13 protein-coding genes are annotated in these 11949 nt (G+C 74.1%); 5 read left to right on the top strand and 8 right to left on the bottom strand.

Going from position 1 to position 11949, the window contains the following annotated elements; all coding sequences use genetic code 11:
• Positions 1-20: 20 nt before the first annotated feature.
• On the bottom strand, positions 21-734 hold the full coding sequence (locus ACN27B_RS22265; RefSeq protein ID WP_091576528.1) for a hypothetical protein: 714 nt from the start codon (positions 732-734) through the stop codon (positions 21-23).
• A gap of 73 nt (positions 735-807) precedes the next feature.
• Between ACN27B_RS22265 and ACN27B_RS22270 the strand changes: the two genes are divergently transcribed.
• On the top strand, positions 808-1635 hold the full coding sequence (locus ACN27B_RS22270) for a PIG-L family deacetylase (RefSeq protein WP_099161398.1): 828 nt from the start codon (positions 808-810) through the stop codon (positions 1633-1635).
• Positions 1636-1659: 24 nt separating this feature from the next.
• Here ACN27B_RS22270 and ACN27B_RS22275 read toward each other — a convergent pair whose 3' ends face one another.
• Entirely contained in the window at positions 1660-2799 is a 1140-nt protein-coding gene (locus ACN27B_RS22275; RefSeq protein WP_099164632.1) for a carboxylate-amine ligase, read from the bottom strand.
• A gap of 146 nt (positions 2800-2945) precedes the next feature.
• Entirely contained in the window at positions 2946-4370 is a 1425-nt protein-coding gene (gene glnA / locus ACN27B_RS22280; protein WP_099161397.1) for a type I glutamate--ammonia ligase, read from the bottom strand.
• A gap of 234 nt (positions 4371-4604) precedes the next feature.
• Between glnA and ACN27B_RS22285 the strand changes: the two genes are divergently transcribed.
• Complete coding sequence (locus tag ACN27B_RS22285) at positions 4605-6389, top strand: N-acetylglutaminylglutamine amidotransferase (RefSeq protein ID WP_099161396.1); 1785 nt, start codon at positions 4605-4607, stop codon at positions 6387-6389.
• A gap of 17 nt (positions 6390-6406) precedes the next feature.
• Positions 6407-6673 (top strand): hypothetical protein, encoded by a 267-nt coding sequence (locus tag ACN27B_RS22290; protein ID WP_091576519.1) that lies wholly within the window; start codon positions 6407-6409, stop codon positions 6671-6673.
• A 93-nt stretch (positions 6674-6766) separates the two neighbouring features.
• Here ACN27B_RS22290 and ACN27B_RS22295 read toward each other — a convergent pair whose 3' ends face one another.
• On the bottom strand, positions 6767-6937 hold the full coding sequence (locus tag ACN27B_RS22295; RefSeq protein WP_172967802.1) for a hypothetical protein: 171 nt from the start codon (positions 6935-6937) through the stop codon (positions 6767-6769).
• Positions 6938-7135: 198 nt separating this feature from the next.
• Between ACN27B_RS22295 and ACN27B_RS22300 the strand changes: the two genes are divergently transcribed.
• Positions 7136-8008: an alpha/beta fold hydrolase gene (locus tag ACN27B_RS22300; RefSeq protein ID WP_099161395.1), complete on the top strand. Its 873-nt coding sequence runs from the start codon at positions 7136-7138 to the stop codon at positions 8006-8008.
• Here ACN27B_RS22300 and ACN27B_RS22305 read toward each other — a convergent pair.
• Positions 8005-8235, bottom strand: coding sequence for a hypothetical protein (locus tag ACN27B_RS22305; protein WP_422741435.1), 231 nt, complete (start codon positions 8233-8235; stop codon positions 8005-8007). The genes ACN27B_RS22300 and ACN27B_RS22305 overlap by 4 nt on opposite strands.
• 58 nt (positions 8236-8293) lie before the next feature.
• The gene (locus ACN27B_RS22310; RefSeq protein WP_422741436.1) at positions 8294-9028 is read right to left on the bottom strand and encodes a serine/threonine protein kinase; all 735 of its coding nucleotides are present in this window, start codon (positions 9026-9028) and stop codon (positions 8294-8296) included.
• A gap of 85 nt (positions 9029-9113) precedes the next feature.
• Here ACN27B_RS22310 and ACN27B_RS22315 point away from each other — a divergent pair, with 85 nt between their 5' ends.
• Complete coding sequence (locus tag ACN27B_RS22315) at positions 9114-9548, top strand: hypothetical protein (RefSeq protein ID WP_422741437.1); 435 nt, start codon at positions 9114-9116, stop codon at positions 9546-9548.
• On the opposite strand, the gene ACN27B_RS22320 is transcribed toward ACN27B_RS22315, so the two are convergent.
• Positions 9520-10524 (bottom strand): Acg family FMN-binding oxidoreductase, encoded by a 1005-nt coding sequence (locus ACN27B_RS22320; RefSeq protein ID WP_422741438.1) that lies wholly within the window; start codon positions 10522-10524, stop codon positions 9520-9522. The genes ACN27B_RS22315 and ACN27B_RS22320 overlap by 29 nt on opposite strands.
• Before the next feature lie 113 nt (positions 10525-10637).
• Positions 10638-11867, bottom strand: a complete 1230-nt coding sequence (locus ACN27B_RS22325) for a PucR family transcriptional regulator (protein ID WP_099164631.1) — start codon at positions 11865-11867, stop codon at positions 10638-10640.
• Between the last annotated feature and the right edge of the window lie 82 nt (positions 11868-11949).

An 11949-nucleotide genomic window follows, 5' to 3' on the forward strand; every position in this document is an offset into this window, starting at 1 on the left:
GTCCCTCCGGCGGACGGCGGTCAGGCCAGCAGCGTCTCGCGCAGTCGCGCGCCCGGGTTGATCCGGCCCACGACGTGCGGCCCGGCCGGGTCGTGGACGTCGACGGTGTGGTTGCGGCGCATCATCTCCCGCACCGCCGGCGGCAGTCGGGGCGGGTCGTCCATCGCGGCGAGGACCCGCGCGGCGGTGCCCGTCAGCCGTTCCACCAGGGCGACGCTGTCGGTGTCCACCCGCACCCGGCCGAACTCCCACCCGGCCGTGGTGAGGTCGAGCACCTCGAACAGGCGTACCACGAACGGCTGCGGGTCGGTCACCCGGTCGAGGCGGTCCGCCCGGGCGCCGACCACCGTGACGGCGGCGGACACCTGCGCGTACGGGTGCAGCCCGCTCGGCAGGGCGCCCAGCGGCCAGCGCAGCGCCGGACCGGCCTCCTTCCACAGGGGCCGGTAGTTGCGTCGGTGCACCAGCAGCCGCCGGCCGGTGCGCCGGAACACCTCCTGCGCCTGGAACTGGAGGTCGGCGTGGGCCTCCTCGGCGGCCTCGCACACGATCCCGGCGGCCACCACCAGACCGTCGTCGTCGGACAGCAACCGGGTGATCGCGTCGACCTGGTCGGGGAACCGGACCCGCGCGTGCGCGCCGTAGGAGTGCCGGACGTCCCGCAGCAACGCCTGCTGACGCCCGGGGTCCAGGTCGACCCGATCGCCACCGAGCAACCGCCGGAGCCAACCCATCGCGCCTCGCTTCCGTCGCCGTCTGCGGACCGGGCAATGCTAGTTCGTCGGTTCCTGCTCGTATGGTGACGGGGTGGCTGAGCGATCTTTGACCCTGATGGCGGTGCACGCGCACCCCGACGACGAGGCGACCAGCACCGGCGGCGTTCTCGCCCGCTACGCGGCGGAGGGCGTCACGACGGTGCTCGTGACGTGCACCGACGGGCGGTGCGGCGACGGACCCGACGGCGTCAAGCCGGGCGAGGACGGACACGACCCGCAGTCCGTGGTGGCGATGCGCCGCGCCGAGCTGGCGGCCAGTTGCGAGGCGTTGAAGGTGACCCACCTGGAGACGCTCGACTACGCCGACTCGGGGATGATGGGCTGGGCGACCAACGACGCGCCCGGCGCGTTCTGGAACACGCCGGTGGACGAGGCGGCCGACCGGCTGGCCGAGCTGATCCGGCGCTACCGCCCCGACGTCGTGGTCACCTACGACGAGAACGGCTTCTACGGCCACCCCGACCACATCCAGGCCCACCGGATCACGATGGCCGCGGTCGAGCGCACCGACATCCCGGCGAAGGTCTACTGGACCACCGTGCCGCGCAGCGCGTTCCGGGAGTTCGGCACGGTGATGCAGGAGATCGGGGTCGAGTTCCCCGAGCCGGACGCCACCGACGAGATGCCGGCGCTGGGCCTGCCGGACGACGAGATCACCACCTGGGTGGACACCCGCGCCCACGGCGGGCAGAAGTTCGCCTCCCTGGCCGCGCACGCCAGCCAGGCGGAGAACATCTTCTTCCTGCGCCTGGGGCAGGAGCGGTTCACCGAGCTGATGGGGATGGAGACGTTCGTCCGGGTCCGTGACCGCACCGGCGCGTCCACCCCGGAGGACGACCTCTTCGCCGGCCTGCGCTGACGACGCGGTGCGGGCCACCGCCGGTCAGTCCGCGGTGGTCTGCGCGGCCAGGTGGTCGAGCACCACACGGACGTCCCCGCCGGTGTCGGCCATGATCCGTCGTTGCCGGGTGGCCCCGGTGCCGTCGCGGCGGACCCGGTCCACCTCGCGCAGGATCAGGTCCCGGTCCCCGTGCCGGGTGAGCGCGGGCGCGACGACGACGAGCAGGTCGTCGACGAGGTCCCAGGCCGGCCGGGGGCGGCCGGTGCGCAGGTCGACCAGCTCACCGTCGACGCCGTCGTGGGCGGCCCGCCAGTGTGCGGCGGCGACCAGGCAGTCGCGGATGCGGGGGGCCGGCACGCCGGCGCCCACCTCGTCGATCATCGTGGCGACCAGGGCCCGGACCAGTCCGGCGACCAGGACGGTGTCGTCGACCGTCGGGCAGACGTCGCCGACGCGGACCTCCACCGTCGGGTAGGAGGCGGACGGCCGGGCGTACCAGTAGACCATCGCGGCGTCGAGCATGATCCCGGCGGTGATCAGGTCCCGCACGGTGGCGTCGTAGTCGGCGGCGGAGTCGAAGTGCGGCGTGGGCCCGATGCTCGGCCAGCGTTCCAGCTGCATCGACCGCCAGCTCGCGTGTCCGGTGTCGCGCCCGTCGTGCAGCGGGGAGTTCGTGGTGAGCGCCTGCACCACCGGCAGCCACGGCCGCAGGTGGTTGCAGACCTGCACGGCGAGTTCCCGGTCGGGCACGCCGACGTGGACGTGGCAGCCGCAGACCGCCGGGTCGTGGGCGACCGGACCGAACCGGCGGGACATGTCGTGGTAGCGCTGCTCGTCCGGCACGGTGCGGTGGGCCTCGCAGACCGGGGTGGCGCCGACGGCGACCAGTCGCGCGCCGACGGCCTCGGCCGCGCGGGCGGCGGCGCGGCGCAGCGCGACCAGGTGGTCCCGCAGTCGTGCCAGGTCGGGGCTGACCGGGGTCACCATCTCCACCATGCTGTGCCGGAACTCCTGCCGGGCCTGCTCACGGGCGGTCCCGGACAGCGCGTCGCGGACCCGGTCGGCGACCGGCATGCTCTCCCCGGTCTCCGGGTCCAGCAGCAGGAACTCCTCCTCGACCCCGAGGGTGAGGGTGGCCGGGATCGCCGGGGCGGAGGTGGCGGTGGCGGGCCGCCGCCTCATCGACGGCTCCACCGGAGTGCGGGTCCGGTCGGTGCGTCGTCGCGCGGCGGGGCCATGCCTCGACGGTACGAGTCCGGGTGCCCGCCGGATGCGGTTTCCCCGCAGCGCCGCCCCCACGTGCGACACGCGGGGGCGGCGGGCCCGGGTCAGCAGTCGAAGTAGAGCGCGAACTCGTGCGGTGTGGGCCGCAGGCGCACCGGGTCGACCTCGTTGGCGTTCTTCCAGTCGATCCAGGTGGAGATCAGGTCGTCGGTGAACACGCCACCGTCGAGCAGGTAGTCGTGGTCCTGGGCGAGCGCCTCCAGCGCGTGCGGCAGGGAGCCGGGGACCTGCTTGACGTCGCCCCACTCCTCCGGCGGGAGGTCGTAGAGGTCCTTGTCGATCGGGGCCGGCGGCTCGATCTTGCTCTTGATGCCGTCCAGGCCGGCCATCATCATCGCGGAGAAGGCGAGGTAGACGTTGGCCGAGGGGTCGGGGACGCGGAACTCGACGCGCTTGGCCTTGGGGTTGCTGCCGGTGACCGGGATGCGGGTGCAGGCGGACCGGTTGCGCTGGGAGTAGACCAGGTTGACCGGGGCCTCGAAGCCGGGCACCAGGCGCCGGTAGGAGTTCACCGTGGGGTTGGTGAACGCCAGCAGCGAGGGCGCGTGGTGCAGCAGGCCGCCGATGTACCAGCGGGCGGTGTCGGACAGGCCGGCGTAGCCGGTCTCGTCGTAGAACAGCGGTTCGCCGTTCAGCCAGAGGCTCTGGTGGGTGTGCATGCCGGAGCCGTTGTCACCGAACAGCGGCTTGGGCATGAACGTCGCCGTCTTGCCGTGCGCCCACGCCTCGTTCTTGATCAGGTACTTGAAGAGCTGGAGCTGGTCGGCCGAGTGCAGCAGCGTGGAGAACTTGTAGTTGATCTCCGACTGGCCACCCGTGCCGACCTCGTGGTGCGAGCGCTCCACCGTGAAACCGGCGTCGACCATCCGGCGGACCATGCTGTCGCGCAGGTCGGCGTAGTGGTCGACCGGCGGGACGGGGAAGTAGCCGCCCTTGTAGGCGGTCTTGTAGCCGCGGTTGCCGCCCTCCTCGACCCGGCCGGTGTTCCAGGCGCCCTCGATCGAGTCGATGTAGTAGAACGACTGGTGCGCGGAGGTCTCGTGGCGGATCGAGTCGAAGATGTAGAACTCCGCCTCGGCCCCGAAGTAGGCCGTGTCCGCGATGCCGCTGGCCGCCAGGTAGGCCTCGGCCTTCTTCGCCACGTTGCGCGGGTCCCGCGAGTAGGCCTCCCGGGTGAACGGGTCGTGCACGAAGAAGTTCAACGCGACCGTCTTCTGCGCCCGGAACGGGTCGACGAACGCGGTGGCCACGTCAGGGAGCAGGAGCATGTCCGACTCGTGGATCGACTGGAAGCCGCGGATCGACGAGCCGTCGAACGCGAGGCCGTCGGTGAAGACGCTGTCGTCGAAGGACTCGACCGGCAGGTTGAAGTGCTGCATCACGCCGGGCAGGTCACAGAAACGTACGTCGACGAACTTCACGTCCTCATCGCTGAGGTAACGCAGGAGTTCCTCGGAATTGGCGAACACACGTCCTCCTGGCAGGCATTGTTGATCATGGCCACGTCCCGTGGCCGGACCGCCCGGGGACATGGCCCGTACCGCCACCGTACGACGGTCCGCCCGTTCCGGCTCGCCAACCGCCCATCCCGGGTTTCCTCCGTCACAGGCCGGGTAGACGGCGGACCCGGCGAACCGCCCGGGGGACGGCGCGGCGGGAGGTGTGCCTGGTGGGTGCTCCGCGACTGACCGGCGGCCGCTGAGATGTGCGGGATCAGCGGCGAGGCCCGCTTCGACGGCGCCACCCCCGACGCGGCCGCGGTGACCCGGATGACCGAGGCCATGCGCTCGCGCGGCCCGGACGGCGAAGGACTCTGGAGCGACGGCTGGGTGACCCTCGGGCACCGCCGGCTGACCGTCATCGACCTGTCCGAGGCCGGCGGCCAACCCATGGTCCGGGAGGACCTCGGGCTGGCCCTGGTCTTCAACGGCTGCGTCTACAACTACCCGGAGCTGCGCGAGGAGCTGCGGGCGGCCGGACACACCTTCGGATCGACCAGCGACACCGAGGTGGTGCTGGTCGCGTACGCGCAGTGGGGTGAGCGGTTCGTCGACCACCTGGTCGGGATGTTCGCGGTCGCGCTCGTCGACCGGCGGCGGCGCCGGCTCGTGCTGGCCCGGGACCGGCTGGGCATCAAACCGCTCTACCTCGCCGAGTCACCCGGCCGGCTGCGTTTCGCCTCCACGCTGCCGGCGCTGCTCGCCGCCGGCGACGTGGACACCGGCATCGACCGGGTCGCGCTGCACCACTACCTGTCCTGGCACTCGATCGTGCCGGCGCCGCGCACGATCCTGCGCGGGGTGCGCAAACTGCCCCCGGCCACCGTCCGGGTGGTGGAGTCCGACGGGCGCAGCCGCGAGCACGTCTACTGGCGGCCCGAGTACCGGCGCGACCCGGCCCACGACGGCATGGACGCCCGCGACTGGCGGTCCGCGGTCGGGGACGCGCTGCGCACCGCCGTACGCCGGCGGCTGGTCGCCGACGTGCCGGTCGGGGTGCTCCTCTCCGGCGGGCTCGACTCCAGCATGATCGTCGCATTGCTCGACGGGGCCGGGCAGCACCACCTCCAGACGTTCAGCATCGGCTTCGACAGTCGGGGCGACGAGTCCGGCGACGAGTTCCACTACTCCGACCTGGTCGCCCGCACGTTCGACACCGACCACCACCGCATCCGGCTCGCCGACGGCGACCTCGGCCCGGCCGTACGGGCCACCGTGACGGCGATGACCGAACCGATGGGCAGCCACGACGTGGTGGCGTTCCACCTGCTCTCCGAGCAGGTCGCCCGGCACGTGAAGGTGGCACAGTCCGGGCAGGGCGCCGACGAGGTCTTCGCCGGCTACGGCTACCACCACCGGCTCGCCGACGCGGCCCGCGCGGACGCAGCCGCCGAGTTCACCGCCGCGTTCTTCGACCGGGACCACGCCGAGCTGAACCGGGTGGTCGACCCGGCGTACGCCTGCGACCGGGACGCCAGCGGCGAGCTGGTCGCCGCGGAGCTGGCCGCGCCCGGCGCGCAGACCGCGGTGGACGCGGTGCTGCGCCTGGACACCCACCTGATGCTCCCGGACGACCCGGTGAAGCGGGTGGACAGCATGAGCATGGCCTGGGGGCTGGAGGTGCGTACCCCGTTCCTCGACCAGGACCTGGTGACGCTGGCCGCGGCCTGTCCACCCGAGCACAAGCTGGCCCAGGGCGGCAAGGGGGTGCTCAAGGACGTGGCCCGCGAGGTGCTACCACCCGAGGTGATCGACCGGCCCAAGGGCTACTTCCCGGTCCCGGCGCTGCGCAACGTCGACGGTCCCGTGCGAGAGTTGGTGGTCGAGGCCCTGCACGCGCCCGAGGCGCGCCGGCGCGGCCTGTTCCGCCGCGCGTACGTCGACGAACTGCTCACCGAGCCGGACCGGGCCCAGGCCGCCGCCGGCAGCAACAAGCTGTGGCAACTGGGCCTGCTGGAGCTGTGGTTGCAGTCCCAGGGCGTGAGCTGACCCGAGGGGGAGGCACGGTGAAGTTCGTCATCGAGAGCGAGCCCGACGGCACGGTCGGGTTCACCGTCCTGGGCGACGACGGCCAGGTGCTCGCCACCGGCCGGCCCTGCCCGGACAAGGGGTCGGCGCTGGCCGCCGTCGGGGAGCTGATGCACGGCGGGGGCGACGCCTGCGTCGAGGACCGGACCGAGGCCACCGGCCCGCCGCGCCCGCCCGGCGACACCACCGAGATCGGTGGCGGCGACATGTCCGCGATCGGCCGCTCCGGCATCCCACCGGTCTGAGCGGCGCGAGCCCAAGGAGCACCGGGACCCGCCGACCGCAGGCCGCCCCAGGGCGTCGACGCCGACGCCGGCACCGGCGGTAGTCCCGGCCCGTCAGCGCTCGTCGTCGACGACCTCGGTCCGGTCGTCGACCGTGGCGGTGACGTCGAGGTGCTCGTCCGGCTGGGGCGCCTCGGCCAGCGTGTGGTGCGGGTCGCCGTCGGGTGAGAACAGCACCTGATCGGTCTTGCGGGTCTTCTCCTGCTCCTCTTCCGGCTCCGTCACGGCGTCCCCCTCCGGCTCCGGCCGCCTCCTGCCCAGGCTGCCTCCCTGCCCACACGCTATGCGCCGGCCGCCCGGTCGGGCGGGTGTTTGCACCGGCCCGGCCGGTACCGCCGGCGCTCCTTCGCGGCCCGGCCGGCCGGCCGGCCACTCGGCGCGGTGCGGCGACGGATGTCGGACCGGGGTCGTAGGGTCACCGCCATGACGACAGGGACCCACACGCTCGCCGTGCCCGGCGCCGACCTGGTCTACGACGTCCGTGGGCCGCTGCCGCCGGCCGACGGCCGCCCGGTGCTGCTCATGATCGGCCAGCCGATGACGGCGGAGGGCTTCGACGCGCTCGCCGGGCACTTCACCGACCGCACCGTGGTCACCTACGACCCGCGCGGGCTGGGTCGCAGCGTGCGCACCGACGGCCGGTCCGACCACACCCCGCAGCAGCAGGCCGCCGACCTGCACCTGCTGGTCGAGGCGCTCGGCGCCGGGCCGGTCGAGATCTTCGCCAGCAGCGGCGGCGCGGTCACCGCCCTCGAGCTGGTCGCCACCCACCCCGACGACGTCGTCACGCTGGTGGCGCACGAGCCGCCGATCAACGCGGTGCTCCCCGACGCGGCGGGGGCCGAGCGGGCCCGCGCCCGCTTCCACGAGGCGTACCTCGCCGGAGGCAACGGCGCCGGCATGGCCGACTTCATCGCGATGACGTCCTGGCAGGGCGAGTTCACCGACGCCTACTTCGCGCAGCCTTCGCCCGACCCGGCCGCGTTCGGCCTGTCGACGGAGGACGACGGCACCCGCGACGACCCGCTGCTGTCGCAGAACTCCTGGGCGGTCACCGATTACCGGCCCGACGCGGGCCGGCTCACCGCGGCGCCCACCCGCATCGTGGTCGCGGTCGGGGAGGAGTCGGCCGGCACCTACACGGCGCGCACCGCGGCGGGCACCGCCGCGCTGCTCGGGCAGGAGGCGACGGTGTTCCCGAGCCACCACGGCGGCTTCCTCGACGGCCGGTTCGGTTACGGCGGCAAGCCGGAGGAGTTCGCCGCCCGCCTCCGCGAGGTCCTGGCCGGCGGCTAGCGCGGACCAGACGTCGGACGACGGCGCTGCCCCGGCCGGTCCAGGTCGAGGAGCGTCCGCAGTGATCGCAACAGGCGGAGCCGGAACGGCGGCGGTGGCGCGGCGGCGATCGCCGTGAGCACCGCGGACGCCTCGGCGTGCAGCTCGGCCCCGAAGGCACGCAGCGTCGCCCGGTTCTCCCGGTAGCGCAGCCAGAGCTGTCCCGGTCCCAGGGCCGGCAACAGCACGATCAGCAGTCCTGGCCTGGCACCACGCCACCCACGAGCGGGGTCGGGCGGTCAGCGGTCAGGCGTTCCGCCAGGCCTCGACCAGGTCGGGCACGGACGCGTACCGCGCATCCGGATCGGCCCGGGTGGCCCGCTCCACCACCGCCGCGGCGCGGTCGTCGCCCCGCCAGCCCGACGGCCCGTCGAGCAGGTGGTGCAGCGTACGGCCCAGCGCGTGGACGGTCGTGCGCTCGTCGATCAGCGAGCCCCGGGTCAACTCCTCCGGTGAGAGGTAGCGGCGGGACCCGGGCAACCGCTCGGAGTCCAGGACGAACGGGCCCGGCCGGTACTCGTCCAGGTCGATCAGCCGCATCCGGTGTGCGTCGAAGTCGTAGAGGAAACAGCCGTCGTACAGGTCGACCGCGACGTAGCCGGCGGCGCTGACGGCCAGGTGGGCGTCGAGGATCACCGCCAGGGCCGCGTGCGCCTCGGTGACCGGGAGGCGCTGGAAGCGGGCCAGGCCGGCGCGGTCCGAGCCGTGCACGGTGGCGTGGTTGAGCACGGTGCCGGCGCACCACGGGTAGATGAGAGTGGGCCCGTCGGTGCCGTCGCGCACCAGCTCCGGCCGGACGATGCCCGGGTGCCGAACGGCGGCGTGCAGCCCGAGGGCCCGGGTGAGCGAGACCCGCGCCCGCGGCGTCCGGGCCTGCTTGACGAACCAGCGCCGGCCCACCGCCCGCACGCCGAAGGAGAGACAGCCGGAGTCCTGGTCGCCGAAGACCACGAACGCGTCGGCCGGATCCGGTTCGAACACCCGCCGAGACTAGCGCCCGCTCCGGCCGTCCGAGCCCCGGTCGACGTGGGCATGCGGCGGTGCCGGACCGGGTAGACGTCCACGCATGTCCGGAAGCGCACGGCAGCGGGACCTCTTCATCGCGACGCTCGGCGCGGTCCTGGCCGGCTACGGTGTGCTGCGGCTCGTCACGGAACCCTTCTCGTGGTTTCCCGTCCTCTGGCTGGCGGCGGCGGCCACGGTGGTCGGGACCACCCTGCGCCGGGTCCTCGCCGCGCGCACCGCCGAGCGGCGTCCGTCCGTGCCGCGGCCGGCCCGGCGGGCAGGGCGGGCGATGGCCGTCGCCTCGGCGCTGTTCGGCGTGGTGCTGTTGGCCGTGGCCCTGCCCCGGTTCGCCCGGGACGGTCACTCGCCGGCCCTGCTCGCGCTCTGGGCGACGTTCGCGGTCGCGATCGTCGGATTCAACCTCTGGACCGCCTTTCGGCGTCCGAGGGAGTCGGACGACCAGCAGGTCACTCCGGCGGCGCGACCACCTCGATGACGTCGGCCGGCGTGCGGCGCGGCGCCGGCGGCAGCTCGGCGTCGGGCCCCCAGCCGACCCGGACCACCAGGTAGGGCGCGCCGATTCCGGCGAGCAGGTCACGCATCATCCGGCGGGGCCAGGCCAGCTCGATCGCGTCGCTGAGCGGCGCGCTGGCCAGCCCTTCGGCGGTCGCGGTGAGCAGCAGCGCCGACAACGCCTCGCCGCCGCGCAGCCAGGCCGCCGGCTCGTCCCGCTCACCGAACAGGATCAGGTACGCCGCGCCGCGGTCGAAGTCCGCGCCCGCGCTCAGCCCGGCCGCCCCGCCGGGCGCGTAGTCGCGCACCGGCACCCGTCTCGGCGCGGGTCGCACGGCGGTGGCGGCGGGCACGCCGTCGCCGCTGTCCGCCGGCCGGTTGGTCCAGCGGCGCAGCTCCTCCCGGTACGCCGGGTCGGCCAGCTCGGCGTCGGCGGCCCGGCCGGTGGAGACGGCCAGCATCGGCATCTGGTCCGGCCGGACCACGTGCAGGTGCGCGCCCTCGGCCTCGACCGCGTCGGTGAGGCGGGCCAGGACCGGTTCGGGCACCGGGCGGTCGCCGTACGCGCGGCGGTCGCTGCGCCGGCGCGGGATCGCGTCGACCAGCCGTCCCGCCGGGACGTCCAGGTCCGCCGGGCCGGTCGCGCGCAGCCGGGCCAGCAGCGCCGGGTCGCCCGGGTCGGGCATCCGTTCCACCGTGACCGCCCACCCGGCGGCGGTCAGCGAGACGCGGGCGTGGTGCAGCGCCGCCCCGCAGCTCAGCGTGAGCAGCCGGGCGTCCGGGTCGGTGTGGGCGAGCTGCCGGTCCGGGTCGGCGCGCAGCTCCAGCGCGTCCGGGGTGACCCGCCAGCGCCAGGGCTGGGTGTTGAAGACCGAGGGGGCGTGCAGGGACTGCCGGGCCGCCGCCTCCAGCACCCGTACCGTCGGGGTCTGCTCGACACCGGTCGATGAGCGGTTCATGGTGGCGCCTCCTCGTTGCTCGTCCCCTTCCGACCCTGCCCGCCGGCGCGGGCGGGGGACAGGGCCGGACGACCCGGCCGTTCGGGCCCGGCGACCCGGGGCCCGGCGGACCGTCAGGCGGGGGCCCCGCCCTGCTCCGCCGGCACGGCGAGCGCGATGGTGAGGTCGAGGACGGTGGCCGGATCGTGCAGGCGGTCGCCGAACAGCTCCCGGAGCTTGCCCATCCGGTAGCGGACCGTCTGCGGGTGGACGAAGAGGTCCGCCGCCACGTCGTCGCGTCGCCCCTGGTGCAGCAGCCACGACCGCAGCGTCTCGGCGAGCCGGTGCGCGGTGGCCGGCGGCAGGACGGCCAGCGGGGCGAGGGCCTGCGCGCGCAGGTCGGCCAGGGCCTCCGGGTCCATGCTGAGCAGCAGGGTGGCCAGGTGCCGTTCGGTGTCGACCGGCCCGGCGTCCGGTTCGCCGAGGCCGAGCGCGAGCGCCCGGGTGGCCCGCTGGTACGACGCGGCGACCCGGTGCCACGGCCGGGCCGGGCCGAGCACCGCCCGGTGCCCGTGCAGCAGTCGGGTGAGCTGACGCCGCCGGCCGCCGTGCGCGTCCGGCACCAGCAGCACCGCCAGTTCCTCGGCCGGGCTCATCCCGGGCAGGTCCTCGCCGCTCTCCAGCGTGTGCGGACTGAGCAGGGCGAGCACCGCGCGCAGGTGCCGGCGGGGCAGGAGCACCACGGTCAGGGTCTGCGGCAGCGGCCAGTCGGCCCGTTCGGCGCTGGCCCGTAGCGACTCCTCCGGCTCCCCGGCGAGCAGCTGCTGGGTGAGCCGTTCCAGGCTGCGGCGGCGCACCCGGCCGGCGCTGGCCAGCTCGTCGGCGTGCCCGGCCACGCTGGCCGCCGACAGCTCGTCGATGTACGCGAACATCAGCTCGGCGAACTCGGCCACCGTCTCGGCGGCCGACCCGCTGCGGACCGTGGTGGTGGAGACCTCCCGCCAGGCCACCCGGGCCCCCACCCGGTACGCGGCCAGCAACGCGTCCATGCTCCGCCCCGAGCGGGCCTCGCCGCTGCCCAGCGCGTAGGCGGCCTCCAGCGCGGGGGCCAGGGGAGTGCTCGGGTCGGCCGGGTGGGTACCCTCGATGAGCTGGAGGAACGTGCCGAGCGCGATGCGTACCGCGTTCTCGATCTTCTCCCGCATGGCCCCGGTCAGCGCGCCCGAGTAGTCCGGGACCTCGGCGGTGATCGCGGTGACCGTCCGCTCGGCGACCATGGGCAGCCGTTCGCGCAGCGTCGCCGCCACGCCGGCGTCGAGATCGAGATGGGCGGCGCGCTGGCCCGTCCCGCCCTCCTGCGTCATCTTGTTCTCCTCGAACAAAAACCTGCGACCGTTTCACCTTTGCCGGTCAAGATGTTATGCGATAGGGCAGTCACGCTGGTCA

Source organism: Micromonospora sp. WMMD754, assembly GCF_049315235.1.
In the GTDB taxonomy this organism is placed as follows: Bacteria; Actinomycetota; Actinomycetes; order Mycobacteriales; family Micromonosporaceae; genus Micromonospora; species Micromonospora sediminicola.

Bases quoted from the DNA above. Each gene is read 5' to 3' on its own strand.
- ACN27B_RS22320 (WP_422741438.1), bottom strand. From the start codon at position 10,524: ATGAACCGCTCATCGACCGGTGTCGAGCAGACCCCGACGGTACGGGTG.
- ACN27B_RS22285 (WP_099161396.1), top strand. From the start codon at position 4,605: ATGTGCGGGATCAGCGGCGAGGCCCGCTTCGACGGCGCCACCCCCGAC.
- ACN27B_RS22275 (WP_099164632.1), bottom strand. From the start codon at position 2,799: ATGAGGCGGCGGCCCGCCACCGCCACCTCCGCCCCGGCGATCCCGGCC.
- ACN27B_RS22300 (WP_099161395.1), top strand. From the start codon at position 7,136: ATGACGACAGGGACCCACACGCTCGCCGTGCCCGGCGCCGACCTGGTC.
- ACN27B_RS22265 (WP_091576528.1), bottom strand. From the start codon at position 734: ATGGGTTGGCTCCGGCGGTTGCTCGGTGGCGATCGGGTCGACCTGGAC.
- ACN27B_RS22315 (WP_422741437.1), top strand. From the start codon at position 9,114: ATGTCCGGAAGCGCACGGCAGCGGGACCTCTTCATCGCGACGCTCGGC.
- ACN27B_RS22325 (WP_099164631.1), bottom strand. From the start codon at position 11,867: ATGACGCAGGAGGGCGGGACGGGCCAGCGCGCCGCCCATCTCGATCTC.